Origin of the sequence: Sinorhizobium sp. BJ1, assembly GCF_002531555.1 — a bacterium.
Lineage (GTDB): Bacteria > Pseudomonadota > Alphaproteobacteria > Rhizobiales > Rhizobiaceae > Sinorhizobium > Sinorhizobium fredii_B.
On the sequence record NZ_NWTH01000002.1, the window covers coordinates 103001 to 123259 of the forward strand.

Here is a 20259-nt window from a genome sequence, read left to right on the forward strand (position 1 = left end):
AGCCTCTGACAGGAAACCCCGCCACACTGGCGGGGTTTTTGCATTTTGCCGGGCAGGTACCAGGTTCGCTGCGCACCGCTGCGATCGTCTGATGATTTGTCACACCGATCGAAATAGTGCCTGAGTCAAACACGCCGTGGCTGTGCCGGCACCCAATCCACGCAAGAATCCAAGCCGACCGGACGAGTCTAGGGGAGGGGCTGGATCGAAACTTTTAAAGAAAATTTTAACGATTTTAGATTCGGAAAGACCGACGCTGCCCTCTTTTCCCTGTTTGTCGACTGACGGTTGTTTCTCCAGTGCTCATTTCTTGGATATATAACTTCCGAGAGTCCAAATAAAGTTTGGATCATCTTTGCATCTATACAGGTCACTGCTGCCATCCCAGTGCGTGGAACTTGGTGCATTTTAGCAACATGCGTCATTCGAAAGTAAAGTTCGCTCGGCAATATTCGGGGTGCTCGCGGCTTTGAAGGCGCAGAAAGTCGTCGGAAAGTGGCCGCAGCCACTCCTTAGGCGTGTCTCTGACGCCTCAGCCGGCACCGGATTCGGAACTGACGATTGGCAAAAAAGCCATAAAAAACACCGGCATGCGTTGACAGAACAGCGCATGGGGCTGCGGTGGCGATTGTGACGAAAATCCGCAGGAGAGCGGCCACTCTACTCAAAGCTGCGCAAGCAAATCGCGCCGCAATCACCGTGTCTTTTTAGGGGCGGAGATGTACAGTTTAGATATTGATTCGTGCCCTGGTCTGCGCACGGGGAATGCCGGCTTTGATTGGCTGTCTGTCGGCAGGGCGAGTGTTCCAGGGGCGTCGAATCCGGCACGGGGGCTGAAAGTAATGGAGATTTCACCGACTGGCGCGGCCTGGTCTTTGCAGACCGCCGCGCCGCGCATGAGTAGTCGCGGCATATCGCGGGAACAGCTGATACGAAAGCTCGGGGAAGCTGCCGAGCGCAGCAGTCTCGCCAACGGGCTGGCTATCCTGACCGAATATGTCGGAGCAACGCACTACCTTCTGGCTCGCCACGATCTCTCGCAGGACGGAGGGCTTGATTTCGTTCTGTGTTCCGATTGGCCCTTCGACGTCGTGCGGCGCCTTTCAAGCATCGTCATCGGTCTGAACGCGAAGACGACCGAATTGGAAAAGTGCCTGACCGCGCTGCAGCCTTGCTTCCAGGCCCTGCCGGACGACATCGATCTGCCGCGCGGCGTCAACCGCTCCTATTGCTCCGTCACGTTCAATGTCGGTCGGTCCCGTTTCTCGATGATGCTGCTGTTCCCCGAGGACGTCATCCTGTCCCAGGAGGGACTGCGCGATATTGCCGTGCTGGCAAGCTATCTCGCGAGTTTCAAGGCCGATGCCGGGGTCAGGCACGACAGGGACTTCGAACTCACCGAGCGCGAGCTCGAATGCCTGTTCTGGATCGCCGAAGGCAAGACGAGCGAGGAGATGGCCGTGATCCTCGGCATTTCCCGCAACACGATCAACAACTACATCACCAGCGTCATGCGAAAGACCGCAACGCGCACCAGGTCGGAGGCCATCGCCCACGCCGTCCGCCACAATCTGGTATAGGAGCGAGACGATGGTGCACCTGGATTCGGAGGGTCGCTCGGACCATGTCCGCCTCGGCCGAAGCGCGCGTGCGGCGCGCGCGGCGACGCTGGTGACGCGGCTGCAGGTCATGCAGCGGCAGATCAACGCGAAGAACTTCGCGGTTCTGCGCGTCAATGGAAGGGGTATGCCGACGACGCGCAAGCTCACCTGCGTCCTGCACAATTGGGGTGCCGCGTCCGAAGCGAATGCGCACGAACTCTTGAAGGTCTATGGCGAGGAGTTGCTCCAGCACCTCGATCGTTCTCCGCTGGCGGTGCTGTGGGACGGCCAGGGAGAGCATCAGGCCGCCGACGTCCCCGACATGGCGCTGTTCTCGCACCGGCTCAAGGGGCGGAAGCTCTCCTATTCGGGTATCGCCTTCCCGATACGGCTCGGCGCGCAGGGCAACGGCTGTGTGGTCTTTGCCGGCAGCTACATCGATGCGCCGGCCGAGCAGATCCTCGACCTGCACGGGCGTTGCGCGCAGGTCATGATCGACATGCTGGCCGCGGACGAAAGACGACTGTTCAAGGGCGAGAGCCTCAGCGACCGCGAGATCGCCTGTCTGCAGATGGCGGGCGACGGCTATATTAGCGAGGAGATCGCCGAAAAGATGGGACTTTCGGTCCACACCGTGAATGCGTATCTCGGCGCCGCCACGACGAAACTCGATTCCGTCAACCGCATCCAGGCGATCGCCAAGGCGATACGCCTCGGTTACATAAGTTAACGCCTGTTCTCAGGTCGGTTTCCCCTCACCTATCTCTCCCCGTCAGGACGGGGAGAGGGGACTACGAGCGCGCAGCTTGCCCCTTTTCCCCGCATGGGGGGAGAAGGTCGCGGCAGCGGGATGAGGGGGGGGGACCCCAACCGCTCCAAACTGGTCAGCTTGCGAGCCGCAGAGGGTAGGATTTGACGAATCTCGCCTCTTCCAGGCTCCTGGCGAGGAAGGCGGTATTCTCGTCCGGATCGGTCGAGGGATGCTGGAAGTTGATGTGGCTGATCTCGATGCCGGCCGCTTCCCCGGCCAGCACGAGCCGTGCATAGACCGTTACGCCGCGGGGCTTCAACTCCAGGTCCAGAATGATTTCGGGGCGACTGTTCCAGTCGAGATTGTAGTTGCCGCCAAGGCCGAAATTCACGGTGCCCGGCAGGAAATAGAGTTCCGCCGCCGATTCCACGAGATCGGCGAGGCTCGCATAGGACTCGAACCGCAGGAGTGCGATGAAGTCCGCGGCGTCGATCAGGCGCAGTTCTGTCGCTACCGGACGAATCGCCTCTGCCACTAGTTTTTCGCGTTTTTCGGAGAATTCGCACTTCTTCAAGATCATGTCACCCGTTTTTGTTGCGGCTGAGCTGCGTAAACCCGGTGAATGAGTTCGGCGACTGCCTTGTAAAACACCGGTGGAATGACACTATCCACCGAGACTTGTGCAAACATGGAGCGCGCGAGCGGCGGATCCTCGAAGACCGGAATGCCGTTTTTTTCTGCGATCTCGCGGATCTTCAGGGCGACGAGATCCTGCCCCATGGCGACGACGACGGGCGCGTCGTTCTCTTCGCGCACGTAGCGCAGCGCGACCGCATAGTGCGTCGGGTTGGCGATCACCAGAGTGGCGCGGGGGACCGAGCCGATCATGCGCTTGCGGGCCCGGTCCCGCTGCATGGACCGCAGCCGCGCCTTGACGATCGGATCGCCCTGCGACTGCTTCAATTCTTCCTTCACCTCCTGCTTCGTCATCCTCAGTTCCGTGTACCAATGATGACGGGTCCAGAAGAGATCGACGATCGCCAGTGCCGCCGTGGCAAGCAGCACGACGGTGACGATCTGCTTGAGATCGGAGGTCATCGTCGCGAAGATCGTCACCGGATCTGAAAACATCAGATCGAGCGTGGCGAAATAGTCGTTCCACAAGACCACGACGACAATGATCGACACGACGATGATCTTGAACAGCGACTTGGCGAATTCCACCAGCCCCGGGATGCCGTAAATGCGCTTGAAGCCTGCTATCGGCGACACGCGGTTCATCTTCGGCATGATCCGGTCGAGCACCGGACGCGGTAGGTTCTGGAAGATCGACGACCCGACGCCGAAGATGATCAGCAGCAGGAAAATCGGAAGAACCAGCCCCGCAGACTTCAGGACGACGTGCGAGATCAACCCGACGGCATCCGTTGCCGTTTCGAGGCGCCAGGCTTCCGGTTGCTCGAATATGTCCTTGAGAGCCTCGGCCGTGCTGGCCGCGCCCTCAGAGAGAAAAAACACGATGAAGATGTAGACCGCGAGCGTCGAGGCGAAGGCCGTCACTTCACGAGAAAAGGGGACATTGCCCTTTTCCGTCGCATCGGACAGTTTTTTCTCCGATGGTGCTTCGGTTTTACTGTCCTTGTCCTGATCTTCCGACATGAAACAGGAAGCTCCCATTCTCGCAAGGAGCGGCGTCCGGTTCGCGGCCCGTGCTTCGCCGGCTCCGCGCCGATCTACCGGCGCCAGCGTGCTCCACTGCCTCTGTCGTGGACCGCGCGGGTTTTATGCGCAAGAGCCGGACACCAAGAAGACGGCCGGCTCAACAGAAATTAAAGCAGTCGTGGAATCTTGCCGACGCGACCTGGCGTCGGGGAGCAACCTGGCGCTAGGCGGCTTCCGATTCCTTTTCCTTGAGCTCCAACTGTCCGCTCGCCGCGAGGCGAATCGCTTCCTGCGTGATCGAACGCCTGGCGATGGCGATATCGCGCGGGTTGATGCCGGCATCGCCGACTGCAAGGTCCGATTCGATCATGCGCCGCTGGCGTGCACCGACGGACGCGAGGATCGATTCGCGCAGTTCCGGCGCCGAACCCCTGAGCGCCATGGTGATGACGTCGGTCGAGACATCGTTGAAAAGCTGCACCCGGCTTCTCTGCGGCATGTAGAGGATATCGTCGAAGAGGAAGATCTTCGGCCGGACCTTCTTGGCGGAATCGGTGTTGATCGTTTCCAGCGAGGCGAGCAGCGTATCCACCTGCTTCTTCTCGAGCTCGTTCATCACCTCGGCGATCTTCGCCGGGCCGGGCGAATTGCGCTCCGCCTCCATCTCGCCGATCATCTCGATGACGCGCGTCTCGATGATCGACGCCGCCTTCGGGCTGACATTCTTCATGTTGACGGCGCGGTTGAGAACGTCCGGCCGCTGCCTGTCCGATAGCTGCAGCAGCACCTTGGCGCCGAAGCTCGAAGGCATCATCGAGAGAACGTAGGCGATCGTCTGCGGATGCTCCTTGGCGAGCAACTGGGCAACGGCGACCGGATCGCATTCCTGCAGCCGATCCCAGATGCTTGCTTCGTAGGACTGGAAGGTGGCGCGCCGCCCAAGCAGGCCATCGACCTCGTCCGGGGTCAGGCCTTCTTCGAGAATGCTCTCCATCGCCTTGGCGTTGTCCATCAGGCCGGCGCCTTCGGTGAACAGATCCTCGAACTCGTTGACCAGCGCCTCGAGCTCGTGGGGAGGGATGGCGCGCAGCGACTGCGCTGCGGCGATGATGGACTGCAATTCGCTCTGCGTGAAGAATTTCAACAGTTTACCGGCCACGGATTTACCCATGGCAAGCAGCACGGCTGCGGCCTTTTCCGTCTGACTGAGCGGTCTTGCCAGTGCCTGCGCTTCGAAACTTTCGAAATCCATCATGGATTCATCCCTCGCCCGATCATCGGGCCTATTTCCTGCTGCCCTTTATCTCGATGAGCTTGACGCCGAACCGGGTCACATCGCCCTCAAGTACGGTAATCTCGCCGCGGCCGATCACCCGGCCGTTGACCATGATCTCGACCGGCTCGCCGATCCTGCGGTCGAGCGCGATCGTTGCGCCTTCGGTCAGTCCCATGAGACCGGAGACCTGCATCCGGCTCGTGCCGAGCACGATCTGGACATCGATCGGGATGTCCATGATCAGGTCCATGTTTGCCGCCATGCCGCTGCCCGGCGCACTTTCGACGCCGGACATCGCGGCACCGAAATCGTCGCCGCCGAAATCGCTGCCGGCAAAGCCGGCGCCCACATCGAGGCCGTCGCCCAGGGACGCGTCACCGAAATCGCCGCCGAAGCCGCCGGCACCGAGATCGGCGCCGAAATCCGCAGCCTGGCCGAACGGCTCGGCGGCACCGAACTCGGCACCGAAATCCGTTGCTGCGCCGTCCTGCTTGAGAACGCCGCGCAGATCGTCGATCGCCTGGTCGAGCTCGGCGTCTCCCGCGAATGCGGTCTGTTCTTCGATGGATGCTGCTTTCTTGCGTACCATGTGCGGATTATTCCAGTTGAAGCTTGCCTCAGGCATTCTGCGATGCGAGGTGACGGTTTAACTCATGATGTGACGAAGGATATCCTGCTCGGAACCGTGCGTATCCTTGATGCGAACCGTGTATCTCGAACCGGACCGGCCGAATTCGCAGACGTAGAGATCGCGCCCGTTGGCGTTCACCTCGACCCGCACGTCCTGGCCGTCGTGAAAGGGGATCACGTCTCCCGGTTGCAGTCGGCTGATCGTCTCGAGCGTCAGGCTCTCCAGCTGAATGCGCGCCTCGAGCGTGACGGCCGAGCGGCGAATCTGCTCCTCGAGTTGCTCGGTCCAACCGGTCTTCATGTTTTCGTTCTGTCCGGCGCTCCTCGGCAGAACGATCTGGCTCTTGAGCAATACGCTTTGCGGAATGATCACCGAGAAGGTGGAAAGCACCGGCCCGAGCCCGAAGGTCATGTCGATCGAGGCGGCGTAGACGTCCTCCAGCGCAGGGTCGGGCGGCAGGCGCTCCGCCCCGTTGTACGGCCGGCCCACCAGCGGCTCGAAACCGCCGGGGGCGTTTACCGCCATGCGGACGACCTCGGCGATCCTCTCGAACACCGGCATCGCCACATCGATCTCGATCTTGGAGAGCGCGCGTGGCAGCGGCTCCTCGATGTCGGTGGGCTCGGCGCCGAGCAGGGCTTCGACGAGAGCGATGAGAACGGGACTGTCGCAGCCGATCTGAAATTCGGCGCACCAGTTGCGGAGCGAAACGTCACTGAGCAGAACCGCTTCTCCGAGGTCGGCGATGAGCTCATTCCTCAACCCCATATTGAACCCGGCATAGCCGATCGCGATGTCGTGGCCCGTCTCCTGCTTGAGCATATCGGGGAGGAGTTCGCTGAAGACATGGCCGAGCTCCAGAGTCGTGCGGCCGATGGTCTTGTCGTCGCCGAGCGCGCCGGTCATGCGCGCCAGCAGTCTCTTGTCGAAAGCGTGGACGTTCGATGCGGTGCTCGGGTTCATGGTGTCAAGCCGCCTTGCTTTCGCTACCGCCGCCCGGATTCATCATCTCCTGCTCGACCGCATCGATGGACGGACGCTCATAGGCGGAGATCGTCTTGCGGCCATATTCGAGCGCGACCTGGGGAACCGAGCCGTTCATGTAGGCAAGCAGTGTCTGCTTGACGATGACGTAGAGCCGGTTCTGCTTCTCGCGGACCGATTTGATGTTTGCGACCAGCGGACCGACGATCGAGTAGGAGAGAAACACGCCGAGCAGCGTTCCGACGAGCGCGGCGGCGATCTTCGCGCCCAGCACTTCCGGCGCTTCGCTGATCGCGCCCATCGCCTTGATCACCCCGAGAACCGCCGCGACGATGCCGATCGCCGGCAGCGCGTCGCCCATGGTCGTCAGGGAGTGATAGCACTTCATCTTGTCGTGGGTGATCGTATGGATCTCTTCATCCATCAGCGCTTCGATCTCGTGCGAGCGCGCGTTGCCGATGATGATGAGCCGCACATAGTCGCAGATGAACGCCGTCAGTTCCTTGTTCTGCAGGACGGTCGGCGCGGATTGGAAGATCGGCGATTCCTCGGGATTGTCGATATGGGCTTCGATCTCGTTGCGCGACTTGGTTCTAAGGTCGCGCATCAGGCTGTAGAGGACGCCGAGCGTGTCGAGGTAATGGCGCTCCTTCGGCACCTTGTGCCTGAACGCTTCGCCGAGCGCTTTGCCGGTATCTTTCACCACTTTCATCGAGTTGGCCATGATGAAGCCGCCGATGCCGGCCCCGCCGATGATCAACAATTCGAAGGGCTGGTTGAGGACTTCCAGATGGCCGCCCATGGCGAGGTATCCGCCGAGGATACAGCCGAAAGTCACAAGAAGCCCGATGATGATGTTCATTGTCGATACCTGTCGCGATCGTGATTTTCCTCCATGGAATAGGATTTCATCCTTGCGTGAGGCTGGCCGTTGAAGTCTGCTCGAAACCGGCGCGCCGAACAGGTTCGCGCAAGCCAACAAGGTCAGGATTTGTCAAGGTCGGGCCATGGCGCCGGACCGCTATTCCGGACAGGGCGAGCGATCGTGACCACGACCTACACGAGCTACAAGCTGATAACCGCCGACCTCACCAGGTCGCTGGAGCGCGTCTCCGATCAGCCGGACGTGGCGCGGGAGACGAAATATTACCTTTCCAAGATAGGCAGCATCAAAACGCTTGACGAGTTCTTTGCAGACAGCCGGCTCTATGACTACGCGATGAAGGCCCATGGTATCGAGGACATGGCCTACGCAAAAGCCTTCATGCGCAAGGTGCTTACCGAGGGTATCGACAGCGACGACGCCTTTGCCAACAAGCTGGCCGACAGCCGCTACAAGGCCCTGGTCGAATCGCTGAACTTCGCCCGGCATGGCGATACGGCCACCTCGTTCGAGCGTGCGCAAAAGGGCGTCGTCGACAAATACACGCGCCAGAGGCTGGAGCAGAATGCCGGCGAGGAGAATACCGGTGTCAGGCTGGCGCTCTATTTCGAGCGCATGGCGCCCTTGATCACCAGCGGTTACGAGATCATTGCCGACGAGGCGCTGGCGCAGGTCGTGCGGACCGCGCTGCAACTGCCCGAGGAATTTGCCGCAGCCGACGTCGACCGGCAGGCCAAGGCCTACGAGGAAGCGATAGACCTCAAGGATTTCCAGGATCCCGTAAAGCTCGCGGCCTTCATCGATCGCTTCACCGCCCTTTGGGAAATCAACAATTCTTCCGACAGCTACGATCCGCTTGCGGTTTTCGGTTCTTCGAGCGGCTACGGAATTTCCCCCGACCTGCTCCTTTCCATCAACAATCTGAAACTCGGGGGAGCCTGACGTGCAGACCGGTCTCTATGTCGCGCTTTCGTCGCAGATGGCGCTCGAGAAGCGCTTGAATACGCTTGCCGACAACATCGCGAATGCCAATACGGTCGGCTTTCGCGCAACGGAAGTAAAGTTCGACCAGGTGCTTGGCGACACGAAGCCGAACCGGGTCTCTTACGTGTCCGAGGGCGAGGAATATCTGAGCACCAATAACGGGGCCTTAGCGAGGACCGGTTCTGCCCTCGACTTCGCCGTCAAGGGGAACGCCTGGTTCTCGATCGACACGCCGGGCGGACCGGCGCTCACCCGCGACGGTCGCTTCACCCTGACCGAGACCGGCGAGTTGGTGACCATCAAGGGATATCCGGTGCTCGATGCCGGCGGTGCGCCGATCCAGCTGAACGGCGGGGCTGGCGAGATCACCGTCGGCGCCGACGGCGCCATCCACCAGAACGGTGTCCAGGTCGCGCTGCTCGGCCTCTATGAGGCGGATTTCTCGAGCGGCTTCGTGCGCTATGACAACAGTGCCGTCATGCCCGCCGCCCAGCCGGAGCCCGTCGTCGACCGCTTCGATGTCGGCGTGATGCAGGGCTTCCTCGAAGAATCGAACGTCAATGCCGTCCAGGAAATGACGCAGCTCATCACGGTGACGCGCGCCTTCGACAATATCACGGCTTTGATGCGCGACAGCGAAGGATCGCTTGAAGAAGCGATCAAGACGCTCGGCGGCGAGCGCTAGTGCGCGTCGCCCAAAAGCGTGCCAGCGGTTTTGGGATAACCAGACGCACACAAACAATGACCTGGGTCGATCGCGACGGAAATCTGCATGGAACGCCAAGGCTCTGACATCCTTCCGGCTTCGACCTCGCTGGCGGCGCTCGCCGGCCTGGTCGAGCGTTATGCCAATCCCGACTTTTCGATCGCCCCAGGCGGCCATGTCCAGACGATCTCGCCGGGGCACTATACCGTCACCGGCCTGTCTCGCCATGTGCGGCTCGGGGATTTCGTGGCGCATAAGAGCGCGACCGGCACCCATCTCGGCGAGGTCGTCCGCGTCGAACCGGAGCGGGTCGTCGTCTGCCCGATCGAGCCCGGCGATCCGATCGGCATCCACGATACCGTCATCCGCAAGGGCGCCTTCCGTATCGCGCCGACGGACAATTGGTGCGGCCGCACGATCAACGCGCTGGCCGACCCGATAGACGGCCGCGGTCCCCTCATGCAGGGCGACATCCGCCGTCCGATCTCCAACACCGCCCCGCCGTCGATGACCCGCAGACGCGTCGAACAGGGTTTCAAGACGGGCGTGCGCGCCGTCGACATCTTTTCGCCGCTCTGCCTCGGGCAGCGCCTCGGCATTTTTGCCGGCTCCGGCGTCGGCAAGTCGACGCTGCTTTCGATGCTTGCGCGCGCCGACGCCTTCGACAAGGTGGTGATTGCGCTGGTCGGCGAACGCGGCCGCGAAGTGCGTGAATTCATCGAGGATACGCTCGGCGACAATCTCGCCAAGTCGGTTGCCGTCGTCGCCACCAGCGACGAGAGCCCGATGCTCAGGAAAATGGCGCCGCTGACGGCAGTGACGATCGCCGAGCACTATCGTGACAAGGGCGACAACGTTCTGCTGATCGTCGACAGCGTGACGCGTTTTGCCCATGCGATCCGCGAGGTGGCGACGGCGGCCGGCGAGCCGCCGATCGCCCGCGGCTATCCGGCTTCGGTCTTCACGGAATTGCCGCGCCTGCTCGAGCGCGCGGGCCCCGGTGCCGAAGGCACCGGCACGATCACCGCGATCATCTCGATCCTGGTCGACGGCGACAATCACAATGATCCGGTTGCCGATTCGGCGCGCGGCATCCTCGACGGGCACATCGTCCTCGACCGCAGTCTGGCCGAAGAAGGTCGCTATCCGCCGATCGATCCGCTGGCTTCCATCTCGCGCCTGGCAAGAAAGGCCTGGACGCCGGACCAGGAAAAGCTCGTGGCGCGGCTGAAATCGCTGATCCATCGCTTCGAGGAGACTCGTGACCTCAGGCTGATCGGCGGCTACCGCGCCGGCGGCGACCCCGATCTCGACATGGCGATCAAACAGGTGCCCGTCATCTATGACGTCCTCAAGCAGACGCCCGGCGAGCGGTCCGCCACCGATGCCTTCACCGACCTTGCCAATGCGCTGAAGGCAGCCGCCATGGGCAACCAGCCCGCCGCGGGCATCCGGGGGAAGGGATAGCAATGACCGATAACGACGCGGACGAAATCGTCCGTCAGCGCCGGCGCGACGCCAAGATGCCGCTGACCGACAAGGTGCTCGGCGCGATCGGGCTGGCCATGGCTGCCTTTGCGACCTTCTTCCCGTGGTACGCCTTCCTGCACCAGGACCAGTTCTCGATTCCGCCACTGTGGCAGGGAACGACGCGGGATCTGCCTGAGCGCCCCGGTCGCGGCGTCGTGTCGGTCTCGCCGCTGGCGATGACCGATGTCGACGAGGAGACGGCCGCAGCGATCGATCGGCTGACGACGGCGACCGTGCCCGGGCTGGAGCATCAACCGGCCGCGGCCGCGGGCGAGCCGGAAGCCGGTCTGGAGCAGCCCTTTCCCGAACCGTCCGGCTTCAAGCTGATGCACGTCGCCAACGGACGGGCCCTCATCGAGGACGCGACCGGCATGTATATCGTTCGCATCGGTTCGGTCCTGCCGGACAATAGCCGGCTTGCCACCTTCGAAGAGCGGAACGGCCGCTGGGTGATGATCACCTCCAAGGGCGAGGTCTACCAGGCTAACTAGGCCGCGCCGCCAGGATGCCTCGGCGAGCTGGCGCCTGCCGCGGGAATTGGCGGCGCGACGGCTTCGCCGCCAAAGCGCCCTGACGAGAATTCGACGCACTTGGTTCGTCATCCCGGTCTCTCGACAAGTCCCACGCAAGATTACCCGCCTAGGGTCCTCCTCATCTCATGAGGAGTAGTCGATGGATCCGATTCAGCTTTTCGATCTCGCGTCGCGCCAGGCCCAATGGCTGACGGTCCGCCAGAATGTCGTGGCCGGGAACATCGCCAATGCGAACACGCCGCATTACAAGGCCAAGGACGTCCAGCCCTTCGAAAGCGTGCTCCAGAACACCGGCATCCAGATGGCGGCGACCCATCGCGCCCATTTCACCGAGAGCCCGGACGCCGCGCAGGTGACCGACGTCAGCATGATCGACGATGTGGCGGTCCAGCAGTCCGGCAATACCGTCGCGCTCGAGCAGGAAATGATGAAGACGGGCGAGATCAAGCGCGACTACGAACTCAATTCCGGGCTGGTGAAATCCTTTCACCGGATGATGCTCATGACGGTACGGAAATAACACCATGGATCCTTTGACCTCGGCACTCAAGGTTTCGGCCTCGGGCCTGCAGGCGGAATCGACGCGGCTGCGCGTCGTTTCCGAAAACATCGCCAATGCCCGCTCCACCGGCGACGTGCCCGGCGCCGATCCCTATCGCCGCAAGACGATCTCCTTCGCTGCAGAAGTCGATCGTGCAAGCGGCGCATCGCTCGTGGAGATCCAGCGTCTCGGCACCGACGATTCGGAATTCACAATCGAGTTCGATCCCGGCAATCCGGCCGCCGATGAGAGGGGCATGGTGAAAATGCCGAATGTCAACGTGCTGATCGAGATGGCCGACATGCGCGAATCCAACCGCGCCTACGAGGCTAACCTGCAGACCATCAAGCAGTCCCGCGATCTCATTTCCCAGACAATCGACCTGTTGAGGGCTTCGCAATAATGATCGATGCAATTCAGTCCGTCGGCGCGTTTTCGACCCTGAAGGAGGCCGAGGGCACCAGCCCCGTCGCCTCGACCGCGCTCTCCCTGCCGAGTGCCGGAGCTTCCGCTCCGCAATCGCAGAGCTTCGCCGACATGCTCGGCAACATGACCACGGACGCCATCCGGTCGATGAAATCGGCGGAAGGGGTGTCGTTGCAGGCGATCCGCGGCGAGGCGAACACCCGTGAGGTCGTCGATGCGGTGATGAGTGCGGAGCAGTCGCTGCAGACCGCGCTCGCCATCCGCGACAAGGTGGTCACCGCCTATCTCGAAATCGCCCGCATGCAGATCTGAAGGAACGTGACATGAAGGCCCTTTCCATCGCCGCCACGGGCATGAATGCCCAACAGCTGAACCTCGAAGTCATCGCCAACAACATCGCCAACATCAACACGACCGGCTACAAGCGGGCGCGCGCGGAATTCTCGGACCTGCTCTATCAGACGGAGCGCGCCCAGGGCGTGCCGAACCGCTCCAATCAGGCGATCGTTCCGGAAGGCGCGATCGTCGGTCTCGGCGTGCAGACGGCGGCCGTCCGCAACCTCCATGTCCAGGGCAGCCTGGTCAACACCAGCAACGATCTGGACCTGGCGCTTGTCGGCCGCGGCTGGTTCCAGGTCGAAACGCCAAATGGGGAGACGGTCTATACCCGCTCGGGTGCCTTCAACACCAACGCCACCGGCCAGCTCGTCACCATCGACGGCTACACGGTAGTTCCCGGCATCACCGTGCCGCAGGACGCCACCGAGATCACCGTCTCCGCTTCCGGCCAGGTTCTGGTGCGGATTGGCGACGCGACGGAGACCCAGGAAATCGGCCAGTTGACGATCGCCAATTTCGTCAACGAGGCCGGATTGGAGCCGCAGGGCGAAAACCTCTTCAAGCAGACGGCGGCATCCGGCGAGCCGATCGTCGGCACGCCGGCGGATCCCGGCTTCGCGCAGGTCAAGCAGGGCTATCTGGAATCCTCCAACGTCGATCCGGTCAAGGAAATCACCGATCTGATCTCGGCCCAGCGCGCCTACGAAATGAACTCGAAAGTCATCCAGGCCGCGGACGAGATGGCCGCCACAGTGAGCAAGAACCTCAGGTAACGGAAAGAGGGGGCAAACATGATGTTTCGCCGATCCGCCAAAACGGCAGCAATCGAAAGCGGTTCCGGCCGCTTGAAGCGGTCGCTCGCATCTGCCGCGATCGCCGCCGCTTTGCTGTCGCCGGCGCTCGTTTCCGCACAGCAGCCGACCGCCGTTATCCCGAAGCAGACCATCTATCCCGGCGAAACCATCGAGGCGAGCATGTTGGAAGTGGTCGACGTGACCAATCCGGATCTCGCCGACGGCTACGTCGGTTCCCTCCACGAGGTCGAGGGCAAGGTGACGAAGCGGACCCTTCTGCCGGGACGGGTGATCCTCGCCTCGGCGCTGCGCGACCGATTCGCTGTGGAACGCGGCTCGACGGTTCGGCTGATCTTCAGCAATGGCGGGCTGACGATCACCGCTTCCGGCTCGCCGCTGCAGGACGCGGCGGTCGGCGAACTGATCCGCGCCCGCAATATCGATAGCGGCGTCATCGTGTCCGGTACGGTGATGGCCGACGGCACGATCCATGTGGTGGCGAAATGACGATGCGCGTTTCCAAGTGGTTGCTGACCTTCGCCTTGCTGTTTGCGGCGACATTGACGCCCGCCCATGCCGCGTCGCGCATTAAGGACGTGGCCTCGCTTCAGGCCGGCCGGGACAACCAGCTGATCGGCTACGGATTGGTGGTCGGGCTGCAGGGAACCGGCGACAGCCTGCGGTCCTCGCCGTTCACCGACCAGTCGATTCGCGCCATGCTGCAGAATCTCGGCATTTCGACGCAGGGCGGCGAGTCTCGGACGCGCAACGTCGCGGCGGTCCTGGTCACCGCGACGCTGCCGCCCTTCGCCAGCCCCGGCAGCCGCGTCGACGTCACCGTCGGATCGCTTGGCGACGCGACGTCGCTGCGCGGCGGCACGCTCGTCATGACGTCGCTCTCGGGCGCCGACGGGCAGATCTACGCGGTGGCCCAGGGCTCGATCGTCGTCACGGGCTTCAGTGCTCAGGGTGACGCGGCGACGCTGTCGCAGGGCGTGACCACGGCCGGCCGCGTCCCGAACGGCGCCATCATCGAGCGCGAGCTGCCGTCCAAGTTCAAGGACGGCTTCAACCTCGTGCTGCAATTGCGCAATCCGGACTTTTCGACCGCCGTCGGCATGGCGGCGGCGATCAACAAATTTGCGGCCGCCCAGTTCGGCGGCCGCATCGCCGAAGCCTTGGATTCGCAGTCCGTTCTCGTCCAGAAGCCGAAGATGGCCGACCTCGCCCGACTGATGGCCGACATCGAAAACCTCGTCGTCGAGACGGACGTCCCGGCGCGCGTCGTCGTCAACGAGCGGACCGGCACGATCGTCATCGGCCAGGATGTGCGCGTTGCCGAAGTTGCGGTCAGCTACGGCACCCTGACGGTGCAGGTGACCGAGACCCCGACTGTCGTGCAGCCGGCGCCCTTCTCGCGCGGCGAGACGGCCGTTGAGCCCAATACCACCATCGAGGCGCAGTCGGATGGCGGCACGGTCGCAATCCTCAACGGGTCGAGCCTTCGTTCGCTTGTTGCGGGCCTGAACAGCATCGGCGTCAAGCCGGACGGAATCATCGCCATCCTGCAGAGCATCAAGACGGCGGGAGCCCTACAGGCGGAGCTTGTGCTGCAATGACCGGAATTTTAAACCATCTACTCGGCAGGTCTCGCCGCACGCTCATGGCCGCGGCCGGTGCCGCGCTGATGCTGGCGATGCCCGGCGCATTCGCGCAGGACGTGACCGCGCCGCCCGCAGAAAACGCTGCCGCGAACGAAGTCCAGCAATTCTGCACCAATATCGCCGATGCGGCGCGCGACCAGCGCTACCTCCTGCAGCGCAAGGACCTCGAAACCCTGCAGGCGAGCGTCGACAAACGCATTGCGACGCTGGAAAAGCGCCGGGCCGAATACGAGGATTGGCTCAAGCGCCGCAACGATTTCCTGAAGCAGGCGGAACTCGGGCTCGTCGATATCTACAAGACGATGAAGCCCGACGCCGCCGCCGGCAAGCTCGAGATGGTGCGTCCGGAGATCGCCGCGGCGATCGTCATGAAGCTACCGCCGCGCCAATCCTCGCTGATCCTCAGCGAAATGAGTGACGAAAAGGCGGCGGTGCTCACGAACATCATTTCCAGCGCCAGCGACCCGAACACCTCGAAGGAGCCATCATGAGAATGCAACTTACGGCCGCTCTGGCCGCGAGCCTCCTTGCGGGATGTCAGAACCAGGCCTTCAAGGAGATCGGCCAGGCGCCGGCGATGAGCCCGATCGGCAGCGGCCTGCAATACACCCAGGCGCCGCAGCTCGCCATGTATCCGAAGCAGCCGCATCAGATGACCGCCGGATATTCGCTGTGGAACGACCAGCAGGCCGCCCTCTTCAAGGACGCGCGCGCGATCAATGTCGGCGACATACTGACGGTCGATATCCGGATCGACGACAAGGCATCCTTCAACAACGAGACCGACCGCAGCCGAACCAATTCCAGCGGCTTCAATCTCGGCGCCGCCGGCGAATCGCAGACCAGCGACTTCGAATGGTCCGGCAATCTCAAATATGGGTCGAACACCAAAACCGAAGGGGACGGCAAGACCGAGCGCTCCGAGAAGCTCAGGCTGCTGGTTGCCGCCGTCGTCACCGGCGTTCTGGAAAACGGCAATCTGTTGATCAGCGGCTCCCAGGAAGTGCGCGTCAACCACGAGCTGCGCATCCTCAATGTCGCCGGCATCGTCCGGCCACTGGATGTCGATGCCGACAACATCATCTCCTATGACCGGATCGCCGAGGCGCGCATCTCCTATGGCGGCCGCGGCCGGCTGACCGAAGTCCAGCAGCCGCCCTATGGTCAGCAGATCGTGGATCTCATCTCGCCGATCTGAGAGGCACGACGATGGAAGAAATCGACAGCAAGCAATCCAAATCCCCGTCGCTGGTCATGACCATTGCCGCCGTCGCCGTGCTAACGCTCGTCGCCGGCGGCGGCGGCTGGCTTGTCGGCGCTCTTCTGGCGCCGCCGCCGGCACAGACGACCGAGGCGGCAGAGGTGCCTCCGGACGCCACCGGCGAGGAGGACATTCCCAAGATCGCCACCGAAGCCAATGGCGTCGTCCAGCTCGAACCGATCACCACGAACCTTGCCTATCCGGCGGAGAATTGGGTCCGGCTCGAGGTCGCGCTGCAGTTCAAGGGCGCGCCGGACGTTGCGCTTGCGGAAGAAATCCACCAGGACATCGCCGCCTATCTCAAGACTGTGTCGTTGCAGCAAATTCAGGGGCCGCGCGGCTTTCAATATCTCCGGGATGACATCCAGGAACGGGTTGACCTGCGCTCCGACGGGCGCGTAACCAATGTGATGTTCAGGACCTTCGTCATCCAATGATTCGCTGATGCTCCGGATTGCTGCATTTATTATCGCCATGATGGCGATGTCGGGAATTGCCGGGGCCCAGAGCTTTCCCGCCGATATTCTGAACACGCCGGTCGACGGCTCGGTCGCCTCGTGGATCATCCGCACCTTCGGGCTGTTGACCGTCCTTTCGGTGGCGCCCGGCATCCTGATCATGGTGACAAGCTTTCCGCGCTTCGTCATCGCCTTTGCCATCCTGCGCTCAGGCATGGGGCTCGCGACCACGCCGTCGAACATGATCATGGTGTCGCTGGCGCTGTTCATGACCTTCTATGTGATGGCGCCCACCTTCGACCGTGCCTGGCGCGACGGCATCGATCCGTTGCTGAAGAACGAGCTCTCCGAGACCGAGGCGCTCACGCGCGTCTCGGAGCCGTTCCGCGAGTTCATGCTCGCCAACACGCGTGACAAGGACCTGCAGCTCTTCATCGACATCGCCAGGGAAAAGGGCCAGATAGTCGTCGTCGACGACAAGGTGGATCTCCGCGCCGTCGTGCCCGCCTTCATGATCTCGGAGATCCGCCGCGGCTTCGAGATCGGCTTCCTGATCATGCTGCCGTTCCTGGTGATCGACCTGATCGTCTCGACCATCACCATGGCCATGGGCATGATGATGCTGCCGCCGACATCGATCTCGCTGCCCTTCAAGATCCTGTTCTTCGTGCTGATCGACGGCTGGAACCTGCTCGTCGGCAGCCTGGTGCGCTCCTTCACCTGAGGTTGCTGCGGGTGTTCCTCGTTAAGACATTCGGCGGCCCCACAACAATCCGTTAAGCATAGGATTTCACGCGGGATTCACCACGTTATCGCGTCGCCTCCGGAGTGCCCTCCGGGTTAAGGTGTTGGCAAGAAATGGCTGCGAATTTCGTCCTCACACGACGGGTTTGGTGTCCTTCACGAGCTGAACGGAACCGAGTGGCATGATGCCGGACCGTCGTGACCGGTAACGATTTTCAGCCCGGTATGTCCCCCCATAAGTATTTCGTAAAAGGGACAACGAGTATGGCAAGCATTCTCACCAACAGCTCGGCAACGGCCGCTCTCCAGACGCTGCGCTCCATTTCCTCCAGCATGGAAGACACGCAGAACCGCATTTCCACCGGCATGCGCGTCGGCTCTGCTTCCGACAACGCCGCCTATTGGTCGATCGCGACCACCATGCGTTCTGACAACGCAGCCCTTTCATCTGTCACCGACGCGCTCGGCATGGGCGCCGCCAAGGTAGACACCGCTTATGCCGGTATGGAAGCGGCCATCGATGTCGTCAAGGAAATCAAGGCGAAGATCGTCGCCGCCACGGAAGAAGGCGTCGACGGCGCAAAGGTCCAGGAAGAAATCGACCAGCTTCAGGACCAGCTCCTGAGCATTGCCGAATCCGCCTCTTTCAACGGAGAAAACTGGATTGCAGGCGAAGCTGCCACGAAGACTGTCGTAACCGGCTTTGTTCGTGCTTCGGACGGCACGGTTTCGATCAAGACGTCCAGCTATGCGCTCACCGATGCGGCCGATGGTACGCTCCTCTTCGCTGACGATGGTGCAGGTGGACTCGATACCGCGACCGGCATCCTCGGCACTGACGGCACCAACGGCAACAATGTCTACGGCCTCGACATTTCTGCGATGGACGCGACGGCCCTCGGAGAGGCGCTCTCCGACGTCGAAGACGCTCTGACGGCAATGACCAGCGCCGCCTCTTCGCTCGGTTCGATGTCGACCCGCATCGATCTGCAGGCCGACTTCGTTTCCGAACTCAGCGACTCGATCGAAAACGGTATCGGCCGCCTCGTCGATGCCGACATGAACGAGGAGTCGACCCGCCTGAAGGCCCTGCAGACGCAGCAGCAACTCGCCATCCAGGCCCTGTCGATCGCCAACTCCGACTCGCAGAACATCCTGTCGCTCTTCCGCTAATCGGCGAACCGGCACGGAGGCTGACTGTGCCGCACCGCTGGAAAAGAGCCGCGACCGTACCCGGTCGCGGCTTTTTCGCATTTTTTTTCCTGCTTCAGCATTCCTTAACCATCTTGCTGTTTCCTAAGGCCATCGAAACGGCGGGTTAACCAACAAAATTAAGTGGTTAGCAGGCATGATGCTGACCGTCGCTTGCCGGCGTACTCCGGAATGTCCCTTCTTAATCAGCCACTAAGGGGCACTCAGAAATGACAAGCATTCTCACCAACATTGCCGCCATGTCCGCACTCGAAACGCTGCGGAGCATCGGTAACAACATGGAAACGACCCAGGGCCGTGTCTCCTCCGGCCTGCGCGTCGGCGAGGCTTCGGACAACGCCGCCTACTGGTCGATCGCGACCACGATGCGGTCGGACAACATGGCGCTCTCCGCCGTCCAGGACGCCCTCGGCCTCGGCGCCGCCAAGGTCGACACCGCTTACGCCGGTATGGAATCGGCCATCGAAGTCGTGAAGGAAATCAAGGCCAAGGTCGTTACGGCAACTGAAGAAGGCGTCGACAAGGCCAAGGTTCAGGAAGAAATCGATCAGCTTCAGGAACAGCTGCTGTCGATCGCCGAATCGGCTTCGTTCAGCGGCGAGAACTGGATCGGCGGCGTAGCCGGCAACACCGTGACCGTCGTGTCCGGCTTCGTCCGCGCCTCCGACAGCACCGTCTCCGTCAAGACGACGAGCTATGCGCTGGTCGACGGTGTGTCGGGTGGCAACCTTCTGTTCAGCGACGACGGCACCGGTGCTCTCGACACGGCAACCGGTATCCTTGGCACCGCCGGTGCCTCCGCTGGCGGCTACGATGTCTATTCGTTGGACATCAGCGCACTCGCGACGGCGGACATGAACGACGTGCTGTCGGACGTGGACGATGCGCTCTCGGCCATGACCAGCGCTGCTGCAGAGCTCGGTTCGATCTCGATGCGCATCGGCCTGCAGGAAGATTTCGTCGCGAAGCTGTCCGACTCGATCGACTCCGGCGTTGGCCGCCTCGTCGATGCCGATATGAACGAGGAATCGACCCGCCTCAAGGCCCTGCAGACGCAGCAGCAGCTCGCTGTCCAGTCGCTGTCGATCGCCAACAGCAACTCGGAAAACGTCCTCCAGCTCTTCCGTTAATCGACAGAGTCGGACTAGGGATCAGACGATCCCTCAAACGCTCAAGATTGCTGAAAGCCACTTCAGAAAGCCGCATCTTGCGAAAGGTGCGGCTTTCACGCATTTGCGCCCCAGCACAAGGAAATTGTTAGGTTTTGTTAATTTTATTA

24 protein-coding genes are annotated in these 20259 nt (G+C 62.0%); 18 read left to right on the forward strand and 6 right to left on the reverse strand.

What is annotated here, in order from left to right; genetic code table 11:
- Positions 1-842 precede the first annotated feature (842 nt).
- The gene (locus CO676_RS02795; protein ID WP_041413788.1) at positions 843-1580 is read left to right on the forward strand and encodes a helix-turn-helix transcriptional regulator; all 738 of its coding nucleotides are present in this window, start codon (positions 843-845) and stop codon (positions 1578-1580) included.
- 10 nt (positions 1581-1590) lie between these two features.
- Positions 1591-2331: a helix-turn-helix transcriptional regulator gene (locus tag CO676_RS02800; protein WP_014761088.1), complete on the forward strand. Its 741-nt coding sequence runs from the start codon at positions 1591-1593 to the stop codon at positions 2329-2331.
- 154 nt (positions 2332-2485) lie between these two features.
- Here CO676_RS02800 and CO676_RS02805 read toward each other — a convergent pair whose 3' ends face one another.
- From CO676_RS02805 to motA, 6 genes are all read right to left on the reverse strand, one after another.
- Positions 2486-2932 (reverse strand): hypothetical protein, encoded by a 447-nt coding sequence (locus tag CO676_RS02805; RefSeq protein ID WP_041413791.1) that lies wholly within the window; start codon positions 2930-2932, stop codon positions 2486-2488.
- On the reverse strand, positions 2929-4011 hold the full coding sequence (flhB, locus tag CO676_RS02810) for a flagellar biosynthesis protein FlhB (RefSeq protein ID WP_014761090.1): 1083 nt from the start codon (positions 4009-4011) through the stop codon (positions 2929-2931). The genes CO676_RS02805 and flhB overlap by 4 nt, the downstream gene beginning before the upstream one ends.
- Positions 4012-4237: 226 nt before the next feature.
- A complete protein-coding gene (gene fliG / locus CO676_RS02815; protein ID WP_014761091.1) occupies positions 4238-5269 on the reverse strand; it encodes a flagellar motor switch protein FliG in 1032 nt (343 codons plus the stop codon).
- A gap of 28 nt (positions 5270-5297) precedes the next feature.
- A complete protein-coding gene (gene fliN, locus CO676_RS02820) occupies positions 5298-5915 on the reverse strand; it encodes a flagellar motor switch protein FliN (RefSeq protein WP_014761092.1) in 618 nt (205 codons plus the stop codon).
- Between the two features lie 21 nt (positions 5916-5936).
- Positions 5937-6884, reverse strand: coding sequence for a FliM/FliN family flagellar motor switch protein (locus tag CO676_RS02825; protein ID WP_014761093.1), 948 nt, complete (start codon positions 6882-6884; stop codon positions 5937-5939).
- A 4-nt stretch (positions 6885-6888) separates the two neighbouring features.
- Positions 6889-7767 carry a flagellar motor stator protein MotA gene (motA, locus tag CO676_RS02830; RefSeq protein WP_014761094.1) on the reverse strand — a complete coding sequence of 293 codons (879 nt, stop codon included), beginning with the start codon at positions 7765-7767 and terminating at the stop codon, positions 6889-6891.
- Between the two features lie 183 nt (positions 7768-7950).
- Here motA and CO676_RS02835 point away from each other — a divergent pair, with 183 nt between their 5' ends.
- The 16 genes from CO676_RS02835 (at position 7951) to CO676_RS02910 (ending at position 20110) form a co-directional block, all read left to right on the forward strand.
- A complete protein-coding gene (locus CO676_RS02835; RefSeq protein ID WP_014761095.1) occupies positions 7951-8730 on the forward strand; it encodes a DUF1217 domain-containing protein in 780 nt (259 codons plus the stop codon).
- Position 8731: 1 nt separating this feature from the next.
- Positions 8732-9457 (forward strand): flagellar basal-body rod protein FlgF, encoded by a 726-nt coding sequence (gene flgF, locus CO676_RS02840; RefSeq protein ID WP_014761096.1) that lies wholly within the window; start codon positions 8732-8734, stop codon positions 9455-9457.
- 87 nt (positions 9458-9544) lie between these two features.
- A complete protein-coding gene (gene fliI / locus CO676_RS02845; protein ID WP_014761097.1) occupies positions 9545-10945 on the forward strand; it encodes a flagellar protein export ATPase FliI in 1401 nt (466 codons plus the stop codon).
- A gap of 2 nt (positions 10946-10947) precedes the next feature.
- Positions 10948-11499 carry a hypothetical protein gene (locus tag CO676_RS02850; protein WP_014761098.1) on the forward strand — a complete coding sequence of 184 codons (552 nt, stop codon included), beginning with the start codon at positions 10948-10950 and terminating at the stop codon, positions 11497-11499.
- A 181-nt stretch (positions 11500-11680) separates the two neighbouring features.
- Positions 11681-12061 (forward strand): flagellar basal body rod protein FlgB, encoded by a 381-nt coding sequence (flgB, locus tag CO676_RS02855; protein WP_014761099.1) that lies wholly within the window; start codon positions 11681-11683, stop codon positions 12059-12061.
- A 4-nt stretch (positions 12062-12065) separates the two neighbouring features.
- Positions 12066-12485 (forward strand): flagellar basal body rod protein FlgC, encoded by a 420-nt coding sequence (gene flgC, locus CO676_RS02860; protein ID WP_014761100.1) that lies wholly within the window; start codon positions 12066-12068, stop codon positions 12483-12485.
- Complete coding sequence (locus CO676_RS02865; RefSeq protein WP_014761101.1) at positions 12485-12820, forward strand: flagellar hook-basal body complex protein FliE; 336 nt, start codon at positions 12485-12487, stop codon at positions 12818-12820. Before flgC ends, CO676_RS02865 begins: the two co-directional genes overlap by 1 nt.
- An 11-nt stretch (positions 12821-12831) precedes the next feature.
- A complete protein-coding gene (flgG, locus tag CO676_RS02870; protein WP_014761102.1) occupies positions 12832-13620 on the forward strand; it encodes a flagellar basal-body rod protein FlgG in 789 nt (262 codons plus the stop codon).
- Positions 13621-13638: 18 nt separating this feature from the next.
- Positions 13639-14148, forward strand: a complete 510-nt coding sequence (gene flgA, locus CO676_RS02875) for a flagellar basal body P-ring formation chaperone FlgA (protein WP_014761103.1) — start codon at positions 13639-13641, stop codon at positions 14146-14148.
- Positions 14145-15260 carry a flagellar basal body P-ring protein FlgI gene (locus CO676_RS02880; protein WP_014761104.1) on the forward strand — a complete coding sequence of 372 codons (1116 nt, stop codon included), beginning with the start codon at positions 14145-14147 and terminating at the stop codon, positions 15258-15260. Before flgA ends, CO676_RS02880 begins: the two co-directional genes overlap by 4 nt.
- Positions 15257-15796, forward strand: a complete 540-nt coding sequence (locus tag CO676_RS02885; protein WP_097519613.1) for a MotE family protein — start codon at positions 15257-15259, stop codon at positions 15794-15796. The genes CO676_RS02880 and CO676_RS02885 overlap by 4 nt, the downstream gene beginning before the upstream one ends.
- The gene (gene flgH, locus CO676_RS02890) at positions 15793-16503 is read left to right on the forward strand and encodes a flagellar basal body L-ring protein FlgH (RefSeq protein ID WP_014761106.1); all 711 of its coding nucleotides are present in this window, start codon (positions 15793-15795) and stop codon (positions 16501-16503) included. The genes CO676_RS02885 and flgH overlap by 4 nt, the downstream gene beginning before the upstream one ends.
- Before the next feature lie 11 nt (positions 16504-16514).
- Positions 16515-17003, forward strand: a complete 489-nt coding sequence (locus CO676_RS02895) for a flagellar basal body-associated FliL family protein (RefSeq protein WP_097519614.1) — start codon at positions 16515-16517, stop codon at positions 17001-17003.
- Positions 17004-17010: 7 nt separating this feature from the next.
- Entirely contained in the window at positions 17011-17748 is a 738-nt protein-coding gene (gene fliP, locus CO676_RS02900) for a flagellar type III secretion system pore protein FliP (RefSeq protein ID WP_097519615.1), read from the forward strand.
- 284 nt (positions 17749-18032) lie between these two features.
- Positions 18033-18941 (forward strand): flagellin, encoded by a 909-nt coding sequence (locus tag CO676_RS02905; protein ID WP_014761109.1) that lies wholly within the window; start codon positions 18033-18035, stop codon positions 18939-18941.
- A 248-nt stretch (positions 18942-19189) separates the two neighbouring features.
- Positions 19190-20110 (forward strand): flagellin, encoded by a 921-nt coding sequence (locus CO676_RS02910; protein WP_097519616.1) that lies wholly within the window; start codon positions 19190-19192, stop codon positions 20108-20110.
- Positions 20111-20259: the final 149 nt, after the last annotated feature.

Excerpts from the sequence above, each read along its gene's own strand:
- flgA (WP_014761103.1), top strand. The coding sequence starts at position 13,639 with ATGATGTTTCGCCGATCCGCCAAAACGGCAGCAATCGAAAGCGGTTCC.
- CO676_RS02865 (WP_014761101.1), top strand. The coding sequence starts at position 12,485 with ATGATCGATGCAATTCAGTCCGTCGGCGCGTTTTCGACCCTGAAGGAG.
- CO676_RS02825 (WP_014761093.1), bottom strand. The coding sequence starts at position 6,884 with ATGAACCCGAGCACCGCATCGAACGTCCACGCTTTCGACAAGAGACTG.
- CO676_RS02850 (WP_014761098.1), top strand. The coding sequence starts at position 10,948 with ATGACCGATAACGACGCGGACGAAATCGTCCGTCAGCGCCGGCGCGAC.
- flgG (WP_014761102.1), top strand. The coding sequence starts at position 12,832 with ATGAAGGCCCTTTCCATCGCCGCCACGGGCATGAATGCCCAACAGCTG.
- fliI (WP_014761097.1), top strand. The coding sequence starts at position 9,545 with ATGGAACGCCAAGGCTCTGACATCCTTCCGGCTTCGACCTCGCTGGCG.
- flhB (WP_014761090.1), bottom strand. The coding sequence starts at position 4,011 with ATGTCGGAAGATCAGGACAAGGACAGTAAAACCGAAGCACCATCGGAG.
- CO676_RS02905 (WP_014761109.1), top strand. The coding sequence starts at position 18,033 with ATGGCAAGCATTCTCACCAACAGCTCGGCAACGGCCGCTCTCCAGACG.
- fliP (WP_097519615.1), top strand. The coding sequence starts at position 17,011 with ATGCTCCGGATTGCTGCATTTATTATCGCCATGATGGCGATGTCGGGA.
- fliN (WP_014761092.1), bottom strand. The coding sequence starts at position 5,915 with ATGCCTGAGGCAAGCTTCAACTGGAATAATCCGCACATGGTACGCAAG.
- flgC (WP_014761100.1), top strand. The coding sequence starts at position 12,066 with ATGGATCCTTTGACCTCGGCACTCAAGGTTTCGGCCTCGGGCCTGCAG.
- CO676_RS02805 (WP_041413791.1), bottom strand. The coding sequence starts at position 2,932 with ATGATCTTGAAGAAGTGCGAATTCTCCGAAAAACGCGAAAAACTAGTG.
- CO676_RS02795 (WP_041413788.1), top strand. The coding sequence starts at position 843 with ATGGAGATTTCACCGACTGGCGCGGCCTGGTCTTTGCAGACCGCCGCG.
- CO676_RS02910 (WP_097519616.1), top strand. The coding sequence starts at position 19,190 with ATGACAAGCATTCTCACCAACATTGCCGCCATGTCCGCACTCGAAACG.
- flgH (WP_014761106.1), top strand. The coding sequence starts at position 15,793 with ATGAGAATGCAACTTACGGCCGCTCTGGCCGCGAGCCTCCTTGCGGGA.
- flgB (WP_014761099.1), top strand. The coding sequence starts at position 11,681 with ATGGATCCGATTCAGCTTTTCGATCTCGCGTCGCGCCAGGCCCAATGG.
- fliG (WP_014761091.1), bottom strand. The coding sequence starts at position 5,269 with ATGATGGATTTCGAAAGTTTCGAAGCGCAGGCACTGGCAAGACCGCTC.
- CO676_RS02880 (WP_014761104.1), top strand. The coding sequence starts at position 14,145 with ATGACGATGCGCGTTTCCAAGTGGTTGCTGACCTTCGCCTTGCTGTTT.
- CO676_RS02800 (WP_014761088.1), top strand. The coding sequence starts at position 1,591 with ATGGTGCACCTGGATTCGGAGGGTCGCTCGGACCATGTCCGCCTCGGC.
- CO676_RS02885 (WP_097519613.1), top strand. The coding sequence starts at position 15,257 with ATGACCGGAATTTTAAACCATCTACTCGGCAGGTCTCGCCGCACGCTC.
- CO676_RS02895 (WP_097519614.1), top strand. The coding sequence starts at position 16,515 with ATGGAAGAAATCGACAGCAAGCAATCCAAATCCCCGTCGCTGGTCATG.
- motA (WP_014761094.1), bottom strand. The coding sequence starts at position 7,767 with ATGAACATCATCATCGGGCTTCTTGTGACTTTCGGCTGTATCCTCGGC.